Origin of the sequence: Pseudoalteromonas sp. MMG024, from assembly GCF_021654175.1 — a bacterium.
GTDB lineage: Bacteria > Pseudomonadota > Gammaproteobacteria > Enterobacterales > Alteromonadaceae > Pseudoalteromonas.
This window is the reverse complement of sequence record NZ_JAKFZO010000028.1, coordinates 1-19886: the sequence shown is the minus strand read 5'-3', so window position 1 is coordinate 19886 and position 19886 is coordinate 1. Positions and strand designations below refer to the sequence as shown.

Annotated in this window: 20 protein-coding genes; 9 read left to right on the top strand and 11 right to left on the bottom strand. The window is 40.5% G+C overall.

Annotated features, from left to right (window positions below):
• Positions 1 to 2: 2 nt before the first annotated feature.
• Together L1068_RS19410 and L1068_RS19405 are read right to left on the bottom strand one after the other, a co-directional pair.
• Positions 3 to 797: a UDP-2,3-diacylglucosamine diphosphatase gene (locus tag L1068_RS19410; RefSeq protein ID WP_054980496.1), complete on the bottom strand. Its 795-nt coding sequence runs from the start codon at positions 795 to 797 to the stop codon at positions 3 to 5.
• 90 nt (positions 798 to 887) lie between these two features.
• On the bottom strand, positions 888 to 1607 hold the full coding sequence (locus L1068_RS19405) for a hypothetical protein (RefSeq protein ID WP_237131548.1): 720 nt from the start codon (positions 1605 to 1607) through the stop codon (positions 888 to 890).
• A gap of 111 nt (positions 1608 to 1718) precedes the next feature.
• Here L1068_RS19405 and L1068_RS19400 point away from each other — a divergent pair, with 111 nt between their 5' ends.
• The 4 genes from L1068_RS19400 to L1068_RS19385 all read left to right on the top strand — a co-directional run bounded on the left by L1068_RS19400 (position 1719) and on the right by L1068_RS19385 (position 6829).
• Complete coding sequence (locus L1068_RS19400) at positions 1719 to 2096, top strand: hypothetical protein (RefSeq protein WP_237131547.1); 378 nt, start codon at positions 1719 to 1721, stop codon at positions 2094 to 2096.
• A 368-nt stretch (positions 2097 to 2464) separates the two neighbouring features.
• Positions 2465 to 4279, top strand: coding sequence for an assimilatory sulfite reductase (NADPH) flavoprotein subunit (locus tag L1068_RS19395; protein WP_237131546.1), 1815 nt, complete (start codon positions 2465 to 2467; stop codon positions 4277 to 4279).
• Between the two features lie 49 nt (positions 4280 to 4328).
• Positions 4329 to 6047: an assimilatory sulfite reductase (NADPH) hemoprotein subunit gene (gene cysI, locus L1068_RS19390; RefSeq protein ID WP_237131545.1), complete on the top strand. Its 1719-nt coding sequence runs from the start codon at positions 4329 to 4331 to the stop codon at positions 6045 to 6047.
• A 41-nt stretch (positions 6048 to 6088) separates the two neighbouring features.
• Positions 6089 to 6829, top strand: coding sequence for a phosphoadenylyl-sulfate reductase (locus tag L1068_RS19385; protein WP_237131544.1), 741 nt, complete (start codon positions 6089 to 6091; stop codon positions 6827 to 6829).
• Here L1068_RS19385 and L1068_RS19380 read toward each other — a convergent pair.
• The 3 genes from L1068_RS19380 to L1068_RS19370 form a co-directional block, all read right to left on the bottom strand.
• A complete protein-coding gene (locus L1068_RS19380; protein ID WP_237131543.1) occupies positions 6826 to 7593 on the bottom strand; it encodes an ABC transporter substrate-binding protein in 768 nt (255 codons plus the stop codon). The two genes, L1068_RS19385 and L1068_RS19380, sit on opposite strands and share 4 nt — an antisense overlap.
• 69 nt (positions 7594 to 7662) lie before the next feature.
• On the bottom strand, positions 7663 to 7896 hold the full coding sequence (locus L1068_RS19375; protein ID WP_100914472.1) for a hypothetical protein: 234 nt from the start codon (positions 7894 to 7896) through the stop codon (positions 7663 to 7665).
• Between the two features lie 81 nt (positions 7897 to 7977).
• Positions 7978 to 8415, bottom strand: coding sequence for a PaaI family thioesterase (locus L1068_RS19370; protein ID WP_010562231.1), 438 nt, complete (start codon positions 8413 to 8415; stop codon positions 7978 to 7980).
• 116 nt (positions 8416 to 8531) lie between these two features.
• Between L1068_RS19370 and L1068_RS19365 the strand changes: the two genes are divergently transcribed.
• Positions 8532 to 9302 (top strand): hypothetical protein, encoded by a 771-nt coding sequence (locus L1068_RS19365; RefSeq protein ID WP_237131542.1) that lies wholly within the window; start codon positions 8532 to 8534, stop codon positions 9300 to 9302.
• 56 nt (positions 9303 to 9358) lie between these two features.
• On the opposite strand, the gene L1068_RS19360 is transcribed toward L1068_RS19365, so the two are convergent.
• On the bottom strand, positions 9359 to 9589 hold the full coding sequence (locus tag L1068_RS19360) for a hypothetical protein (RefSeq protein WP_237131541.1): 231 nt from the start codon (positions 9587 to 9589) through the stop codon (positions 9359 to 9361).
• Between the two features lie 159 nt (positions 9590 to 9748).
• Between L1068_RS19360 and msrA the strand changes: the two genes are divergently transcribed.
• Positions 9749 to 10993, top strand: a complete 1245-nt coding sequence (gene msrA, locus L1068_RS19355; RefSeq protein WP_237131540.1) for a peptide-methionine (S)-S-oxide reductase MsrA — start codon at positions 9749 to 9751, stop codon at positions 10991 to 10993.
• 9 nt (positions 10994 to 11002) lie between these two features.
• Here the strand turns inward: msrA and L1068_RS19350 are convergent, their stop codons facing one another.
• Complete coding sequence (locus tag L1068_RS19350) at positions 11003 to 11692, bottom strand: DNA-3-methyladenine glycosylase I (protein WP_237131539.1); 690 nt, start codon at positions 11690 to 11692, stop codon at positions 11003 to 11005.
• Between the two features lie 234 nt (positions 11693 to 11926).
• Here L1068_RS19350 and L1068_RS19345 point away from each other — a divergent pair, with 234 nt between their 5' ends.
• Positions 11927 to 12394 (top strand): GNAT family N-acetyltransferase, encoded by a 468-nt coding sequence (locus L1068_RS19345; protein ID WP_237131538.1) that lies wholly within the window; start codon positions 11927 to 11929, stop codon positions 12392 to 12394.
• Here the strand turns inward: L1068_RS19345 and L1068_RS19340 are convergent.
• Entirely contained in the window at positions 12377 to 13207 is an 831-nt protein-coding gene (locus L1068_RS19340) for a LysR family transcriptional regulator (RefSeq protein ID WP_237131537.1), read from the bottom strand. The genes L1068_RS19345 and L1068_RS19340 overlap by 18 nt on opposite strands.
• Positions 13208 to 13319: 112 nt before the next feature.
• Between L1068_RS19340 and L1068_RS19335 the strand changes: the two genes are divergently transcribed.
• A complete protein-coding gene (locus tag L1068_RS19335) occupies positions 13320 to 13973 on the top strand; it encodes a glutathione S-transferase family protein (RefSeq protein ID WP_237131536.1) in 654 nt (217 codons plus the stop codon).
• 49 nt (positions 13974 to 14022) lie between these two features.
• Here the strand turns inward: L1068_RS19335 and L1068_RS19330 are convergent, their stop codons facing one another.
• Complete coding sequence (locus tag L1068_RS19330; RefSeq protein ID WP_237131535.1) at positions 14023 to 16161, bottom strand: S9 family peptidase; 2139 nt, start codon at positions 16159 to 16161, stop codon at positions 14023 to 14025.
• 110 nt (positions 16162 to 16271) lie between these two features.
• Positions 16272 to 16700: an Lrp/AsnC family transcriptional regulator gene (locus tag L1068_RS19325; protein WP_237131534.1), complete on the bottom strand. Its 429-nt coding sequence runs from the start codon at positions 16698 to 16700 to the stop codon at positions 16272 to 16274.
• A 155-nt stretch (positions 16701 to 16855) separates the two neighbouring features.
• Here L1068_RS19325 and yjeH point away from each other — a divergent pair, with 155 nt between their 5' ends.
• Positions 16856 to 18103, top strand: coding sequence for an L-methionine/branched-chain amino acid transporter (yjeH, locus tag L1068_RS19320; protein WP_237131533.1), 1248 nt, complete (start codon positions 16856 to 16858; stop codon positions 18101 to 18103).
• Positions 18104 to 18105: 2 nt separating this feature from the next.
• Here the strand turns inward: yjeH and L1068_RS19315 are convergent, their stop codons facing one another.
• On the bottom strand, positions 18106 to 19605 hold the full coding sequence (locus L1068_RS19315) for a hypothetical protein (protein WP_237131532.1): 1500 nt from the start codon (positions 19603 to 19605) through the stop codon (positions 18106 to 18108).
• Positions 19606 to 19886 lie beyond the last annotated feature (281 nt).

Here is a 19886-nt window from a genome sequence, read left to right as displayed (position 1 = left end):
GTTTAAGCTGCCTGCTCGCTGTGCTTCTGACTTAAATCGACCACTTTCAAGCTGGTTTGAATATCAGACCAATGCAACAACTCAATTCGGCCTGATTCGTCCTCAACCAACACAGTGCAATTTTCTATCCAATCTCCGTCATTACAATACAAAATGCCATCAATTTTCTTGATATCAGGTTGATGAATATGACCGCAAATAATGCCATCAACACCTTGCTTTTTTGCTTCGTGCACGGCTGCCTTTTCAAACGCAGCGATTGCTTGGCGTGCTTTATGAATCCGGTTTTTAATCCACGACGCAAGCGACCAATAATGACTGCCGAATAAGTGCCGCGCACGATTGTGCCAACGATTTAAAAACAGTAGAAAGTCGTATGCGCTATCGCCGATTATACTGATCAGTTTGCTATAACGTGTTGCAGAATCAAAGTCATCGCCATGCACAAGCAAAAAACGCTTACCGGTTTTGGCTGTGTGAATAAAACTGCGATGCACTTCAACATTCATAAATGCTTCGCCAACATAAGCGCGAAAGGTTTCATCATGGTTGCCGGGAATATAAATAACGCGCGTGCCAGAGTTAGCTTTGTTGCGAATACACTCTAGCACTTGATAGTGGCTTGGTTGCCAGTAAAATTGTCGCTTCATCGACCATAAATCAATGATATCGCCAACTAAGTAAAGCACATCGCATTCTGTATTGGTGAGAAAATCCAGTAAGAATTCAGCCTTACAGTCTTTGTAGCCCAAATGCACATCTGAGATCCAAATACAGGAATAATATTTCTTTGCCATATTCGCGCTTCCTTATGTGTAATAAGTCTTACGCTAAAAACATCCGATGACAAATTGGCGGCACTTATAAGAAAGCTTTATGACAACAAATCAATTTGCTCGAGCTTTTCGTTTTCTTCTTAAAGGCATATTTTGAAACAATAGCATCATTCCTGAAATACAAAACAATACAGCAACAGCTGCAAAACTAATTAATAATGGATTATTAAAATCTTCACGCTCGTCATAATCCATTATGTGCAGCATCCAAAAGAAATCAAAAATACGCCAAATAGTGCTACGTACAGTAATTACCTGACCCGAATCAGCTTGTATATACAATGTAGTGTTAACATTATCCGCAAAGTCTATACGCCAAATATTATTTTTATAACCGACCTCTCTCGGTCCCTCTTTTAACAGTGATGCGGTGGTGTCTATGGTTTGGCTATCAGCCAAGTAATGGGCTTTTGCCTGTCTGATAATTTGCTGTTTGTTAGGTGGCTCGAGTTTCTTTCCTGTTTCGCCATGCAAGTAAACTCGCTCTTTATGGCCGACTAATTCAATTACAGGCATCTCTAAGAAGTGTATGAAATTGACATTTTTCAATCCGATTTTGTATTGCTTAAAATTATCAAAATTACTTGTATATACATCTTGTGAGAAAGGATTTTCTAACTGTCGTTTGGCAAGGTGTTTACCGTGCACATATTCCAGTGGAATCGCACTCATAACTAAACCCCCCAATAACCATGCGAATACTTGTAACGCGAGTAAATAACCTAACCATTTGTGGCACTTACGCGCCCATTTAAACCACGATTTTTTCACTATTATTCTCTTTATTGGGTATTACAGTATGGAATATGATCTTTGCGAAACTAGAGATAAAAGCCAATCTAATGTAAAGTTAGCGATTAAGCAATTACAGAGAAAACATCAATGTCAGATATTCAGTTTCTTAATGTCGACCTAGAAATCGAGTCAAAACAAGATATTGCCCAACTAGTTTCAGACTTGGGTAAGTCGGCTATGGTACTTCACTACGACAAAGATGAAACTCGTCAGTTAGCACGCATAGAGGCTAACGCTGACGTAACTTCTCCTGACAGTGCTATTAATCACTTATGTGAGTTGATTGAGTCCTGCTCTCGCAACGCATTAAAGCAATGGCTTAGTTGTACAAAACGCACGTTCGATATTGGCTTTCAAAGCGGTAAAAATCCAAAGTGTTTTAACCAAGCACTACATGCCGATACCTTGCTTAGAATTTCAGCCATAGGCGCAGGCATTGAAATCACAATTTATCCGGTTGAGTAATTCGCTTACAAACACCATCCGAGAGATTAATCACAGTGAATTACGACCTACTCACTGTGATTAAAACCACTAAAAGTAGTCACTTTCACTTACCTTCAATAAATATTATCCAATCGAAATAACGCAACGTGCCACAACTAATTTCAGGCACAACAATCAATTAACGCGTCCACTCTCAATAAAAATTATAAATAACACCTCATACATTCCTTTTTGGAATAACAAAGCACTTTCTATTATTTTTTTCTTTGTCATGACATCGTTATATTTCACCATCAGAGAAGCTTAAAAAGGTGTGTTGTTATTAGATGTATAACAGGCACCGTTCAGAAATGTATAAACCATTTGGTGGTCGAGGAAAAAATTCCATGTTGTTAAGTCAACTTTCTGCGCAAGCGAGTCCGCTTACGCCAGAGCAAGTACAGAAGTTACAAGCGCTTACTGCTGAACTGAACCCAATTCAACAAGCTTGGGTGAGTGGTTACTTAGCAGCAAATGCCAATACAGCAGCATTATCAGGTCAGGTTGCGGGCGCAACAGCACAAGCTGGTGAAGCTGCGGCATTAACCATTATTTATGGTTCACAAACAGGCAATGCAAAAGGCGTTGCGAACCAGTTAAAAGCGGCTGCAGAGGCGAAAGGCTTAGCGGTTAAGCTTGTAAACATGGCTGACTACAAACCTGCTCAACTTAAGAAAGAAAAGTTTATTGCTGTTGCTGTTTCTACTTATGGTGAGGGTGAGCCACCAGAAGACGCTGAAAACCTACATGCGTTCTTAGCATCGAAAAAAGCACCTAAACTAGATGGTGTTAAGGTAGCGGTTATCGGTTTAGGTGATTCAAGCTATGAATTCTTCTGCCAAACAGCGATTGATTTTGAAGAGCGCTTTAAAGCACTAGGCGCAGAAACAGTGGTTGCGCGTGCTGATTTAGACGTTGATTATGAAGACCAAGCAGCAGCTTGGATCGGTGGTGCGGTTGATGCATTCGAGCCTGAGCTAAAAGCACAGCCGCAAGGTTCAGCACAGGTTATTCCTATGACTGGATTCGGTGCAGCACCAGCGCAAAGCCAATACACTAAGCAAAACCCATTTGCGGCTGAGCTAAGTGTGGTACAAAAGATCACAGGTCGCGACTCAACGAAAGACGTACGTCACATTGAGATCTCACTAGAAGGCTCTGACATCACGTATCTTCCAGGTGATTCATTAGGTGTTTACTTCTTAAATGACGAAGCGCTTGTTGATGAAACACTAGCACTATTAAATATTGATGGCGCGACTGAAATCACGTTAGGTGAAGAAACCTTATCAATTCGCACGGCGTTAATTGAAAAACTAGAGCTAACTCAGTCTTACCCTGGTTTTGTTGAAAAATATGCACATGCGACAAACAACGCTGAGCTATTAAAGCTAGTTGAAGACAAAGCGGCAATGCGTGAGTACATTGAAGCACGTCAAATCTTCGATATTATCAAGCAAAACCCGAGCGACATTAGCGCACAAGATTTAGTTAACTGCCTACGTAAGCTACAAGCACGTTTATATTCAATTGCTTCAAGCCAAGCAGAAGTGGAAGAAGAAGTGCACTTAACGGTTGGTTTAGTAGAGTTTGATGCCTTTGGTGAAAAACACTTTGGCGGTTGTTCTGGTTACCTTGCACACCGTGCAGAAGAAGGCGCACAAGTTAAAGTATTTAGCGAGCATAACGACAACTTCCGTTTACCAAGTGACGATAACACACCTGTTATCATGGTAGGCCCTGGTACAGGTATCGCGCCATTCCGTGCATTTTTACAAGAACGTGATACACGTGAAGCAGAAGGTGAAAACTGGTTATTCTTCGGTAACCCACACTTCACCCAAGATTTCTTATACCAAGTAGAGATCCAAGGTTATGTGAAGTCAGGCCTACTAAACAAAGTAGATCTTGCGTTTAGCCGCGACCAAGCAGAAAAAGTATACGTGCAAGACCGTCTTCGCGAGAAAGGCGAAGAAGTATTTGCATGGTTAGAAAAAGGTGCACACTTCTACATTTGTGGTGATGCTAATCGCATGGCGAAAGACGTTCACCAAGCACTTATCGATATTATTAAAGCCCATGGTGGCAAAGATGACGAGCAAGCTGAAAGCTACCTAAAAGAGCTGCGTAGCAACAACCGTTATCAAAAAGATGTGTACTAATTTATTAGTACACCACACTGACCGTCACAGTAGAATTTTAGGATAAGCCATGAGCACAGATTACAAACCTAACAGCAAGCTAGACCCAAATGCCAAGTTTGCTGATAACGAAAGACTTAAAACACAAAGTAACTTTTTACGCGGCACGATCACAACGGATTTAAAAGACCAACTTACCGGTGGTTTTACAGCGGATAACTTCCAGCTAATTCGTTTCCACGGTATGTACCAGCAAGACGACCGTGATATTCGTCCAGAGCGTACCAAGCAAAAGCTAGAGCCAATGCACAACGTAATGCTTCGCGCACGTATGCCGGGCGGTATTATTACCCCTAAGCAATGGCTTGCGATTGATGAGTTTGCTGGCGATAAAACTATTTATGGCAGTATTCGTTTAACAACGCGTCAAACATTCCAGTTCCACGGTGTGTTAAAGCCAGGCATTAAAGAAATGCACCAAATGCTAAACAGCGTTGGCATTGACTCAATTGCAACTGCCGGTGACGTTAACCGTAACGTACTATGTACCACTAACCCTGTTGAGTCTGAGTTACACCAAGAAGCTTACGAGTGGGCTGCAAAAATTTCTGAGCACTTACTACCACACACCAAAGCGTATGCTGAAATCTGGTTAAACGGTGAGAAGACTGAAACAACAGAAGAGCCAATTTTAGGGTCTACTTACTTACCTCGTAAGTTTAAAACGACAGTTACCATTCCACCAAACAATGAAGTAGACGTTCACGCGAATGACTTGAACTTTGTTGCCATTGCAGAAGACGGCAAGCTAGTTGGCTTTAACGTACTAGTTGGTGGTGGTCTTGCAATGACCCACGGTGATGTAAACACTTACCCGCGTAAAGCGGATGATTTTGGTTTTATCCCACTTGAGCACACGCTAAAAATTGCCGAGCATGTTGTTTCTGTTCAACGTGACTGGGGTAACCGTGTTAACCGTAAGAATGCAAAAACTAAGTACACGTTAGATACATTTGGTAGTGATGCATTTAAAGCAGAAGTAGAAAACCGTGCTGGCGTTAAATTTGAAGACAGCCGCCCGTATGAGTTCACTCACCGTGGCGACCGTATCGGTTGGGTAGAAGGTATTGATGGTAAGCACCACTTAACGCTATTTATCCAAAGTGGTCGTATTCTTGATTACCCAGATCAGCCGCTGAAAACAGGTTGTCGTAAGATTGCTGAAATTCACCAAGGTGATTTCCGCATGACGGCAAACCAAAACTTAATTGTTGCCGGTGTTCCTGCGGATCAAAAAGACATCATTGAGAAAATCGCTCGTGAGCACGGCTTAATTGACGACTCACACTCAGAGCAACGCTTTAACTCAATGGCATGTGTGGCATTACCGACATGCCCGCTTGCAATGGCTGAAGCAGAGCGTTACCTGCCAGAGCTTATCGAGAAAACAGAAGCGATTTTAGCGAAGCACGAAATTCCGAATGACGACATCATTATGCGTGTCGTAGGTTGTCCGAATGGTTGTGGTCGCGCCATGTTAGCTGAGATTGGTTTTGTTGGTAAAGGCCCAGGTAAATACAACGTTTACCTAGGTGGTAACCGTGAAGGTACCCGCGTACCTAAGCTTTACCTAGAAAATGTGGGTGAAGATGTATATCTACCAGCATTAGATGAATTAATTGGCCAATGGGCCAAGGAGCGTAACGAAGGCGAGTGTTTTGGTGACTTCGTTATCCGCAAGGAAATCGTTGCCGAAGTGAAAGTCTCTAAAACAGACTTCCACGCTTAATATTTTAAGGGCGGTTAGCCGCCCTCATTTGGAATTTATGCATGAGTGAATTTAAGCAAATATTAACGCTAGATAAAGACGTTCAGGATGCCATGCTTGCCGATGCAAATGGCATGCTAGCAGAGCTTTCGGCTGAAGAACGTGTTTTGTGGGCGTTAGAGAATTTACCAAGCACACACTTTTTATCGTCTAGCTTTGGCATTCAAGCGGCTGTGATGTTACACCTAGTAACATCGCATAAAGCAGATATTCCAGTGGTTTTAACAGATACGGGTTATCTTTTTCCAGAAACTTATCAGTTTATTGATGAGCTTACTGAGCGATTGAAACTCAATCTGAAAGTGTATAAATCAGAACTAAGCCCTGCGTGGCAAGAAGCTAAGTTTGGTAAATTATGGGAACAAGGCGAACAAGGTATTAAACAATACAATACCTTAAATAAAGTTGAACCAATGACACGTGCATTGAAAGAACTCGATGCAGGTACTTGGTTTAGCGGTTTGCGTCGCCAACAATCATCGACTCGAGCAGATAAGCAAGTGCTTGAGATCAGCCGCGGTACCGTGAAGGTTTATCCAATTATTGATTGGCATAGCCGCGATGTGTATCAATACTTAACCAAGCACGATTTACCTTACCACCCGCTATGGGAGCAAGGATATGTGTCAATGGGTGATGTGCATACCACACGTAAGCTTGAGCCAGGTATGACCGAAGAAGAAACGCGTTTCTTTGGTTTAAATCGTGAGTGTGGCCTTCACACAGACGGCGGCGGTATTTAAGGTCTTTTTGCTAAAAAACGATGCGAAACCTTAGGTAAATTATTTTTTGCCAACCATGTTAGGGTGAGCTTGTTAAGCTCACCACTAACATACATTTGCGTTATTGCAGTATCAAATGCATCGCGTACTTTCTCATCTCTAAAGATAATCTGCGAACCAGCATTTGTGATAATATCTAACGGCACAAACTTATCTACTAAGCCCAAAGGTTTAACAAAGCGATAAAACTTAAGCCAATCAGCAATTAACACATCAATTTTATTCGCCACCAGCATTTTATTTACGGCAAGCTGATCACCACTTTCAAAATAACGTGTATTTACTTCATTTATCAAAATTTGAAAGTCATGACCAAAGTTTAAACTTGCACCTGAGAAACTTGCTAGCCTTGCCCCTTTTAAATCAAGTACATGTTCAGCCTTAGCCCATCGATTGTCTTTACTTAAAATTGCACGATTGTAAAAGAACAAGCGATACTGAGACGGGTAACCTTTGCCAGTAAATGTACCAGTCCAATTCACGGCAATATCAACTCTTTGCTTTTCGTAGTAGCGCTTTATGGCATCGTTTGAAACATTGATGTAAGTCGGGCTAAACCCTGCTCTATTAAGCCCTGCAGACAAAAGCTGCTCGTATAAACCAACATGGCGTTGATAGGAACTTGCTTTGAAGTACGGAGTAAAGTTACCAGCAGCGACTTTAATATCGCGGGCATACACATGAGCGTTAAAGCACAACACTAATAAACAAAAAAGCCTAATCACAAGTGCCTCTAATAATGAGTGATAAATCATAGTATGGCTGATTATTTAATAATGTGCTGAGCTAATCTTTTAACTATTCTTTTTTCTTTGTTCCGCGGTAACCCAAATAAAAGTAAGGTACATTTTGGTTGGCAAAGATAAGATTAATCCAAGGGCATAACACCCTCCGCCAATCATCATGCCGGAGATACCCATACTTTGCTCAATATGCGCGACATTTATCAAATAATATCCAAGTCCTATTAAGCATAATCCAAGCACAATAACTACTTTAAGCAGCGTAATTAACGATTTTTCACTCATTTGCATATACCTCTGGCTAAGGTATATGCCAGCGATAGATAAAATACCAGCGCTAAAACGCGGTTACTAGATGTAGATCAACTATCGTCGCTCAACCACCGCTGCGGTCATTCTTGAAATACAGGTAAGCTCACCGGCTTGGTTGGTAATTTTAACTTCCCACACAGAGGTACGTTTACCTAAGTGAACAGCTTTTGCTGTGGCATACACCATACCTTTGCGCGCCGCTTTAATATGATTCGCATTGATTTCTTGGCCTACGCAGTAGTACTTATCGGTATCTACAACAAAGTTTGCCGCGTAGCTTGCTACAGTTTCAGCTAGCACAACATTCGCGCCTCCGTGCAGCATACCAATAGGGTTGTGGTGATCAGGTGTAACTGGCATGCTAGCAACAAGATAATCGTCGCCAACTTCACATATTTCAATCCCTAACGTTTTCATTAAACTGCCTTTGCCATGCAAACCTTCATCTAGCTTATCGCATAACGCTTTATCTATTTCTTTATACCAAATCATTTATTGTTCCCTCGTATACAAAGCTAGGTACTTTTACAATCTCTAACAATTTCAAACAGGTCTGAACTTATCAATAGGTAGTTATTTCATTATCCTACTGTCAAAAAGGAATTAACATGAAAAAACTACTGCCTTTAGCCCTTTTATTTTCCTGCAATAGTGGCTTAGCAAGCGACACGATTCAACATCAAATCGATTTTGGTGTATCTGACCTTTATGACTTTGATGATAATTTTGTTGGGATTGCTTATACCTACGCCTTTGAAGATCTGGCATCGGCAAGTGGTCCTCACAATATTAAAACCTATCTAAATAGAATCAATACCCTCTCGACGCGAGCACTCGTACTGGATGATTTTTATGATATTGACGTCGAATACACACATTATTTCGACAATGCGTTGGTTGTTCGCTCTAACGTAGAGTATGCAAAAGATAACGATTTTAATAACGAATATTTAATGCTTAACGGCGAACTCGGTAACAATATCACCACTAATTTGCAGCTAGGTGTTGGCGTAACTTACTTATATCGTAACGAATCCGATGTTTTTGGTGTGCAAGATTCAAGTAATAACTGGCGATTAACCCCATATGTGCGCTATACCAAAATTGAACAAGGGCAAGGCTGGGATTTTGTATTTAAACAAATATCGGGGAAAGAAGATTATTATCAAGGACGGGCAGATTATTATATCAATGAGAATTGGTTTATTGGTATTCAAGCGCTGGCGCAAACCAATGAACTCGATAATAACAATTTTGAAGTGCAAACTCAGTATTGGTTTAATGAACACTTTTCATTTAACTTTGGTTTAGGTGCGGGGTTTGGAGATGATAGTTCAGGCTTAGACTCGGTGACCTTGCTGATGACTTCACGCTTTTAATTTAGAGTGCGCTTAACTTTATCAACGCGCACTCTAAAAGAGTTAATTTAGTAAAACTAATTGTTAGAGAAGCGATCATATTGCTTAGGTAACTCGTGCGGCTTTTCCTCGGCGCTAATATAAACTGTACTTTCAACTACTTTCCAAGAGCCCGTTGCGGTGTCGATTTCCCAGTCGGTATGCGTTTCTAATTCAGTAATCGGAGTGTAAGTAACATCCATCGTCGCATTACAGCCTGCTAAGGCTAGTGCAGATAAACCAAGTGCTATTGAGATTAATTTTTTCATGTTTCCCCCTTGTTGTTGCGATAAAGCATAAAACAATTTGTCACTATCACTTTCACTAATTGATAAACGGCTAATCTAAATGTTGAGCGGTTATGAATATAAACAAGGCGATCTCAGGTCTATGTATTTACGTAGTATAAAGTTTAACAAGGCGCCGATATGAACTACCTAATTTGCTTTAGCTTATTCTTATTAAGCTTTACCAATTCTGCACAAGAGCGTAAACCACAAACCAATCACTTAGATTCAATCGTGCTTGGTTCAGGCTGCTTTTGGGGCGCAGAGAAACGCTATGAAGCACTTAATGGCGTAATTGATGCCGTGAGTGGCTATGCGGATGGCAGCGGCTTTAAAGCAACCTACCGTAATATCATTAAAAAAAGTAACAAATACAACCCTAATAACTATGCTGAAGTCGTAAAGGTCACTTTTAATCGTAATGAAATTAGTCTAGAGCAAATTTTACAGCATTTTTATGAGCACCATGATCCGACACAGGTGAACCGCCAAGGTAACGATGTAGGCACACAATATCGTTCAACTATTTTATATAATTCAGAGCAACAAAAAGCGACAGCAATTGGCGTTACAAAACAGTTTCAAACTCTGCTAACCAACGCAAGTTTTGGCAAAATAGCCACCAGCATTAAGCCGCTCGAAACCTTCTATGCTGCAGAAGAATATCATCAAGATTATCTTGCCAAGAACCCTAATGGCTACTGCCCCGATTTACGCACTGGGGTGACATTTAAGCAACAAAAAATTGCCAAACGCGACAATAGCGCTTTACTAGAGGGTAAACAGATTTTGGTTATTGATGCGCCTTTCTGTCCGTATTGTGAAAAATTTAAAATTGAGACAGCAACAGGTTATGCAGGCTCAATTCCGCTTACATTCAGAACAGCCGACCAACTTCATGACCTAGAAATTAAAACGCCTACATGGGCGACCCCCACCATTATTTTGTTAGAGCAAGGCAAAGAAGTATTTGCACGCCAAGGTTATGTGTCTCGCGATGAATTTTACAAAATAGTAGGGGCATTTAAACTGGGTAAAGGTGAAGCGTTTAATGTCGCATTTAATAAAGGCACCGATAACCGCTATTGCAAACAGTATGAGATTTTTAAAAACACGCCGGATGGAGTATTTATTGATAAGTTAAGTGGCGCCAAGTTGTTTGATACACGTGATCGCTTTAACTCTAACAGTGGCTGGCTTTCATTCACCAAACCGGTAAAAGGTGCAGTGTATGAAAAACCAGACCATAGCTTTGGCATGGTACGTACTGAAATTCGTGCGGTTGAGTCAGACATTCATTTAGGCCATGTGTTTGATGATGGCCCAAATGGTCAGCTACGTTACTGCATCAATGCAACCGTGTTAGAGTTTGTACCGCGTAGTTAACTTATGCTGTTAGCCAATACCAACTACATTATCACCGCAGCTATATGAAATTATTTGGCTAAGCTCTTGGTAACTTAAGCCACTTTGCTGTTGCAATTCATTAAAGAAAGCTTGAATTGCAACCAGCGACTTTTTAGTTTGCAAACCGCCATCAATAATTTTATGGCTGCGCAAATAGCTCTCACAATCTCGCGATAATAAAAAGGTATCTTTGCCTAAAACACGAAGCGCATAAGGCCCTGTGTTACCACCTAAGCGTGCGCCATGCTTTTTAAGATACTGCCAAAGCCCAATAATGTCGTCACTTGGCCAATCTGCGATAAACTGACTAAAACTACCATGCTGACTTGCAACATCATGGATCATATAGGCATTAGCCTGCACCGTTTGTACTTTTTTATAGTTACGTACAATACGTTCATCGCTAGCGGCTTTTTCCTGTTGTTCCGGCGACATCATCAGTAATGCTTCAACATCAAAACGCCAAAAAACTTCTTCAAAGCCAGGCCACTTTTTCTCAATAACCGACCAATAAAATCCACTTTGAAAAATCTTTTTGGTAAATTCAGATAACCAAGCTGAATCAGGCAATTCAGCAATACGCTTATTACTCAGTGGCTTTGACAGCAACCCCTTTAATGGGCGCTCACCGCCCTTTCGCTCAGCAGCTCTAAGATAAATATCGTTAAACTTTTCCATAAATCATTAGCTTTAGAAAATTTGAACTAGCTTAACCTCAGTACAAATTTAGATGCAAGACCAGCGCTAAAGAAAAGAGCACAGCTTGCACCAAAAAGTGGCATGTCCTATCGCTATTCGTTTTTCAGGTTCAATCGAAAAATAATTCACTAATAAATTCAATACTCTAAAAACAAAACAAGATTGGCATATTAGATGAATAGCGAGATTGGATTATTTTACAAAAGACCTTATATGCACATTAAAATTGATGATTTATCCAGCCCTGCTGTGATTGCTCTGCTGCAAGAGCATTTAGATGATATGTACGCAACATCACCCGCTGAGAGTGTTCATGCACTTGACCTTAACGAACTTAAAAAAAGCAATATCACTTTTTTCAGCGCATGGCGTGATGATACCTTGCTTGGCTGTATTGCAATAAAACAACTTTGCCCAAACCACGCTGAAATAAAGTCAATGCGCACAGCAAAGCACGCCCGTGGAAGCGGTGTGGCTTCGCGCTTACTGCAACACACAATTGAGCTAGCAATTGATAAAGCCTATTTGTCACTTAGTCTAGAAACCGGCACGCAAGAATACTTTTATGCTGCACGCAATTTGTATCATAAGTTTGGCTTTAATGTCTGTGGCCCTTTCGCTGATTATCAAAAAGATCCACACAGCACCTTTATGACACTGCCACTAAACACAGTTGCCTAGTTGTAACAGCTCAGTTTGAGAAATTTTGCTATTGGTATGCGCATTACTAATAAGCACAATACTAATATCAGGTAAGGCGGGTAAGTGCGTATTTTTAAGTTCTGTTAACTCGCCGATACTTAAGCGTGCCATAGCACCAATTGCCATGCCTTGTTTTATCAACCCTTGCATCGCAGCAACACTGCCACTCATGGCAATCAACTTAAATTGCGTTCCCTGCTTGTGCAGGCCTTCAACTGCTGCGTGATGAAAACGGCAATCTTGCTGAAATGTTACCAGTGGCAAAGGCGTTTGTTCTAATATTTTACAATCACCATTACTTACCCATACACCACTATCTTTAGCAATAATAATACCCTCTTCACTATCAAATGAGCGTGTTACTATGCCTAAATCGAGCTCACCATTGTCGAGCTGCTGTCGAATAATATTACTTGGTAAACAACGTATTTGCAGATCTAAACTTGGCCACAACTGATGCATATTTTTTACTACGCTTGGCAAAATAGCGTTAGCGTAATCATCAGGGCAACCTAACCGAACGCGCAACTTATTACAGTCCGTTTTAACGGCATTTAATGTGCTGTCGTAATGTGCAATAAGTTGTTTTGCATAACCAACAAGTTGATGTCCATCTTTTGACAAAATGAGATTGCGACCATTTTTTTCAAACAGTACCTTGCCTATATCCTGTTCGAGTTTTTTCATCTGCATACTCACTGCTGACTGAGTACGATTAACCTGTTTAGCAGCGCGCGTTATGCTTCCAGTGTCGACAAATGCAAGTAAACTTTTAAGCGCATCAATTTCCATAACACATCAATTTAACTGATAGATAGTATAAGAATTATGCGCTATTCGATGTGTAAATAACACGATAAATTATTAGCAAATAAACTAACCACTTTATTGAGAGAAATACGAGATGGATTTATATATCGCTAATAAAAACTATTCGAGCTGGTCACTAAGAGTCTGGCTAGTATTGAAAAAACTCAATATAAGCTTCACTGAACACAACTTAAAATTAGAGACACCAAGTTTTAGCGATACTCTTGCCACCATCGCTCCCATCGCAAAAGTGCCTGTGTTAGTTGATGGTAGTACGACGATATGGGATTCGCTCGCGATTTGCGAATACATCAATGAAACTTATTTATCTGATAAAGGTTGGCCAAATGATCCACAGCAACGTGCAAAAGCTCGCGCATTAGCGGCAGAAATGCATGCTGGTTTTAACTCATTACGCAATCAGCTACCTATGAATATACGCGCAAAGCGCAAGGTGGAACTGACAGCACAAAGCCAAAATGACATTGCGCGCATTGAGCAGATTTTTAGTGAACAACACACACTGTTTCAACATAAAGGCAGTTGGCTATTTGGTGATTGGGGAATTGTTGATGCCATATTTGCGCCTATCGCGCTGCGTTTTAAAACCTATGGCATTTCATTAAATGCTCCGGCAACGGCTTATATGCACAAGGTATTGAGCTGTTCTGTACTTGCCGAGTGGATAGCTCAGGCTTTACAGGAAACGGAGATTGTTCAAATGGATGAAGCTGGCGAAGAAATGTAACTTAGCTTAATAAATAAAGAAAGGGGCTTTCGCCCCTTTTATATGTGTATTACTGCTTTAGTAAATCAATGAAGAACGCATATTCTAATGCAGTATCGTTTATGCGTTTAAAGCGACCTGACGCACCGCCATGGCCAGCTTCCATATCTGTTTTGAATAACAGTAGATTGTTGTTCGTCTTATATTCACGCAGCTTAGCAACCCACTTCATAGGTTCAAAGTACTGTACTTGCGAGTCATGTAAGCCAGTTGTTACTAACAGGTTTGGATACGCTTGACGCTTAACCTGATCATAAGGTGAGTAACTTAACATGTAGTCGTAGTAAGCTTTTTCATTCGGGTTGCCCCACTCATCATACTCGTTTGTTGTCAGTGGAATTGATTCATCAAGCATAGTGGTAACCACATCGACAAATGGTACATGCGAAGCAACACCGCGATATAACTCTGGCGCTTGGTTAATCACCGCACCCATTAATAAACCACCGGCACTACCACCAACCGCAAATACTTTATCTTTTGCACCGTAACCTTGCTCTACAAGCGCTTTAGTTACGTCAACAAAGTCGTTAAAGGTATTTTTCTTGGTGAGTTTTTTACCATCTTCATACCAAGGGCGACCTAACATTTGAGAGCCTCGAATATGGGCAATGGCGTAAACAAAACCACGGTCAAGCAGGCTTAAACGTGACGTTGAGAAAGTCGGGTCGAAGGTTGCACCATACGAACCATAGCCATATTGGTAAAGTGGGTTAGTACCATCTTTTTTAAACTTACCTTTATGATAAACCAAGGATACAGGTACTTTTTTACCATCGCGTGCAGTGACCATAATGCGTTCAGATACATAGTTATCAGAGTTAAAGTCACCTAATACTTTCTGTTCTTTTAGTACAGTCTTTTTACCGTCTTCTAACGTATATTCAATTACACTAGAAGGCGTTGTCATACTGGTGTAGTACAAACGAACAGAAGCATTATCAAGCTCATTATTACCGTACATACCTGCTGCAAACGCAGTATCTTTAAAGTCCAGGTTAAACTCTTTGCCTGAATCCAGCTTACGTACAGTTACATTCGTTAAACCATTTTCACGTTCTTGATAAACTAAGTGATTATCAAATAACGTAATGTCTTCAAGTTTTACGTTATCACGCGCAGGGATAACTTCTTGCCAATTCGCCTTGTCACCTACTTTACTTGCATCCACCTTCATTAAACGGAAGTTAACCGCATCTAGGTTAGTAGTAATGTAAAAATCGTTATTTAACTTAGCAATACTGTATTCATGTTTGTCTTCACGCGGAATAAAACGTGTTGGTTTCGCCTTAGCGTCGTTCGCATCGATAATTGATACGCCACGCGCTTCAGTACTTGAATGGTGAATGTAAACTAAGCTACTGTCTTTACTCTTGCTGATATAAGTGTAGTAAGCTTTGTTTTTCTCTTCATAGACTAGCTCGTCACTACTTTGGTCCGTTCCCAGCACATGGCGGTAAACCTGATAACCAAGTAACGTTTGCGGGTCTTTTTTGATGTAGTACAAGAAGGTATTGTCGTTACCCCAAACAATATTGCCTGAAGTACCTTCAATTTTATCTTTTAAGTATTCGCCTGTAGTTAGGTCTTTAATGCGAATAGTGTAAATACGACGGCTTAATGTATCTTCGCCGTACGCGAGTAAATTATCGTTTTCACTTACCGTTAGCGTGCTAACACTAAAATAATCGTGTGCTTTTGCTAATTCGTTAACATCTAACAGTACTTGTTTATCGGTTCCTGCTAAGTCTTTTGCACGCGTATACACGCTGTATTCGTTATCACCACTTACTTCACTGCCGTAGAAGTAATCACCCTGTTTTACAGGTACAGACTGATCATCTTTAACAATGCGCCCTTTGATCTCGTCAAATAATTGTGCTTGTAGTGCTTCAGTATGTTTTAATTTTTGTTCTGTATAACTATTTTCAGCTTCTAAATGCGCTAGAATTTCAGGATCTTTGCGCTCATCGTCACGCATCCAATAATAATTATCAACGCGTGTGTTACCGTGGTGCGTCATTTCAAATGGCACCTTTTTGGCGATAGGTGCGGCAATATCAGTTTTGTTGTTGTTTTGAGTGTTATTGCAAGCGCTAAGCACTAATAGTGAGAGTGCACTTAGTGCGATTGGTTTTAATGCTTTCATAAATATTCCTTTTGTATTTAACCTTCCCATGCTAACCCAGTAAATTAATTACGACTATAGTTTTGCGTAATGAATTGTAACAACCGTATATAACGATAATTTACGTGTATTTAGCCTAAATTATTAATCCATTCACTCATTACGACATGCGTTTTTATTTTTATGATATCAGGCTCTGCATCTAAGTATTCTCTAATTTCATGAAGTCGTTGCATCGAATCTGTTTGCACGTAAACCAATAAATCCATATCGCCAGTAATGCCATGGCACGTCAAAACTTCCGGGATCACCTGAAACACCTTAACAATGTTTGAACAACGCGTGCACTGATGCTGAATTTCAAAATAAGCAGATACACCTACTTTTTGCGATTCACTTAGCAAGACTTGATAGCCGCGAATTTGCCCATGACGTTCTAGTTTTTTAATCCGCTCTGTAACAGCTGAACGCGAGAGGTTTACCGCATCAGCTATCGCCGATACGCTTTGCCTCGCGTTTATTTTTAACTGACCAATAATCGCCTGATCAAATTTATCCATTTGCATACTTAATCGCCTAAATCTTCAAAGTGTTTTAATTTCGCAGTAATACCATCATTTTACCTGCATATCACACACTCTGCCTAGCAACTCAAACAGTTTGAGATAGTAAATATTTCTATACTAGCGCTATTAAAAACTATAAACAAAGCAACATGAAATCAGTTAATACAGGCATTGGACGCTGGCAAGGCGCCGGCATGATGGCAACAACCTTACTCGGTACCGGAGTATTTATACTACCGCAGCTAACCATCGAAATGTCGGAAAGTAATGCATTCTACGCTTGGCTTCTACTGACAGTGGGATTAATCCCTATTACTTATGTGTTTGGAAAGCTATCGTCACTTTTTCCACATTCAGGCGGCCCTGCTCACTTTGTTGAAAAAGCTTTTGGCAAAACAGCAGGCAGAGTCATTGGCTTAATGTTTTTGTTAGTCGTGCCAATTGGTGCACCCGCAGCCATTATTATGACCTTTCAGTTTGTGCAAGGAATGATAAACATTAGCGGTGTACAATTATTACTCGCCGAACTCGCTGCGCTTTTATGCCTATTTTACATAAACCGAAAGGGTATTCATGTTTCAGCAAAACTACAGTTTCTGCTTACCCTGTTAATCACCTTTATTGTCATGCTGTTATTTACTTTCAGTAATGAACAAGTCGTAATGCAATCGAATACAACGTTGAGTTTGGATAGCGATAAAATACTAAGTGCCGCGGGTCTCGCTTTTTGGAGCTTTCTTGGTGTTGAAGCTATGTCACACCTTGCAAATGAGTTTAAAAAACCGAAGCAGGATGTTATTCCAGCGATGATTATAGGCAGTGTCATTGTTGGCGTGATTTATTTATTATCTACGGTATTAGTTTTGGCTCACCCTAATGATCAAAAGCTGGCGATTATCGGCGTATTTAACCACTATTTCAGTGGCGGTAACTATATCATTGGCATACTTGGTACAGCAGGTGGCCTTGCTACCATCAACGTTTATACAACAAGTCTGGCTAAACTCGTCGCAAGCTTCGCTGTACAAAAAGTATTGCCCAAACCATTAGCATACACAAACCAATATAATGTACCGCAAAGAGCGTTGATTTGTGTGCTGAGCATAATGGCAACAGTACTCGTTATAACCTATTTCAGCGGCCAAGATCTGGAAGATTTAATAAACTGGGTAAATGGTGTGTTTGTTATTATCTATATTGCAACCATGTGCTCTGCATGGGTATTACTCGCAGCAAAACACCGTATTACGATTTCGTTAGGGTTTATTACCTGCATGGCTCTTGCATTTGGCATTGGCGCGCACATGGCTTATGCACTGTTATTAGCTACGGTGTTAATACCTGCGGTAAAATGGCAAAAACGCCGCGGCAGTGTGCAACTCGCCAATAACTGCTAATGCTATAGCAGAGCGAGATTACTGTTTTTAGTGGTGCCATCCTTTTTCCAAAAGACTAACGCTGGCACCTGAACTTCCCACACTTCATTAGCATTCCACACATACGGTGGTTGGTAGCGTTGTGTAAACACTACCTCTTCTAGCCCCGAGTTATCACGAGTAGACTCGAAATAAATATTAGTGCTGCGTACCACCAAAACTTCGGTTTGGCTAAGTGATTGTATGTGGTTACGTGTAATTTGTTTTACGTAAGGCTCTTCTGGATTTTTAGGAAATAGAGAAGAAACGATACCTTTTTCAATTTGCTCTGTTTCATGCGAGATAAAATAAACGCCACTACCAAGCGGGAATCGTCCAACCATACGTAAGAATAGCGCACAAAAATTAGCGTTATACTCACCTTGCTTCATGCCACCTTTTAGAATGTCATATGCGCGATACATATTGCGATAATCATATTCCTCTTTGGTAGACAGCATAAATGAAGCGTACACCATAGGAATACGCATCAAGTCACGCAGCTCAGGTTCTTGATTGTCAAAATCAAGCAACTGGGTCATAAAATCTAACTTGGCATTTTCAATTTCAAAGAACTCATCACGTTCTTCTTTTTTATCAAAACGTCTTTGCGGTAAACCTACACCCTGACGTAAGTAGAGATAAGAGTTTCGTTTAATTCCAGCTAATAACTTATTACGCTGCTCTGCATCTAACAGCCTGAACCGATTACCTTGATAAATTGCTTCAGCATGAGGTGCATAGGAGCCAATATGGCGAAGCAAAGTAGCCTTAACGATGGGTTTAAGCACTTCTTCACGATAAGCCATTTTCTGCTCTTTGGTGAACGGCTTGTAATCATGACGCTGCATTAAGCTAACTTTATCGTATCCGATGATATCACTCAGCGCTTGCTTTAAATAAGGTGAAGTAAATTGGTTAAATAGGCGAGCTTCTTCAAAAAGCGCAACGGTTAATGCCGTGATATAAATTGGTTTGTTTTTTTCGTTTCGCGTACACCGAACCGTTTCATTGGGTAGCGGCGTTGAAAGTACCATGGTCCCCAAAAACTGACTGAATATTTTAGGCCCATCGAGCAAATCGAGAATATTGTCGATTAGCTTTTCCAGTGAAATGTAACGCTCGCCACGAGCCTTCAAACGCTCGGCTGCTATTTGTTTGATGCGCAGCTCTGCTTCATCGATCTTTTGATGCAGTTTTTCCAAATAACGCTGAGCCGACCGTTGCCCTTTAATAAGCGGATACTTACCTTTTTCTTTGCGGTAGTTTTCGACAATATCGATATGTTCTTGGTAAGCGACGATCTTTTTATTTAACTGCGTAAGTTCGGCTTCATATTCGTAGTGTTTTTCAAAAAACAGAGACGCTTCTTCCAACATCTTACGATAATCGTATTGGAATTCTGATATTTTCTTCGAGATAGCGCTAGCCATATTTGGAATAGCGGATAACCGATCTGTTTGATACTGAATAAAGCGCTTCATATTCTTATTATTTATGTTTACACATGATGTTAAGCTAATTTATTTTTGCTTTTTGTTTAAAAAGACACACTTCTTATCGACACAAAAAGGCATTAGTGTAACTAAGTTAATAAAATTAATCAGTTTAACGTGTGGCTAAACAACTTCACATATATGTTAATACTACTATATTACGTGAAAATGCAGTAATTAAAACGTCATTTTTACCATAAGCTAGAACAGCAAAATACGTACAGAAATATGTTTACCCTGCTGACTGAACTTAGATTATGGATTCAGGG